General features: G+C 67.2%; 1 protein-coding gene. It reads left to right on the forward strand.

The features are described 5' to 3' along the window. The coding region (locus tag QK440_RS41325) for an alpha-amylase family glycosyl hydrolase (protein ID WP_282798411.1) at positions 1–323 on the forward strand (323 nt) is incomplete at both ends.

Below are 323 nucleotides of genomic sequence, written 5' to 3' on the forward strand. Positions count from 1 at the left end.
ACCTTCGACCCCGTCCGCAAGCAGTACTACTGGCACCGCTTCTTCTCCCACCAGCCCGACCTCAACTACGAGAACCCGGCCGTCCAGGAGGAGATCATCTCCGCGCTGCGGTTCTGGCTCGACCTGGGCATCGACGGCTTCCGCCTGGACGCCGTGCCCTACCTCTACGCGGAGGAGGGCACCAACTGCGAGAACCTGCCGCGCACCCACCACTTCCTCCGCCGCGTGCGCGCGGAGATCGACGCGCACTACCCGGACACGGTGCTGCTGGCCGAGGCCAACCAGTGGCCCGAGGACGTCGTGGACTACTTCGGCTCGTTCGA

Origin of the sequence: Streptomyces sp. CC224B (assembly GCF_030010595.1) — a bacterium.
In the GTDB taxonomy this organism is placed as follows: Bacteria; Actinomycetota; Actinomycetes; order Streptomycetales; family Streptomycetaceae; genus Streptomyces; species Streptomyces longispororuber.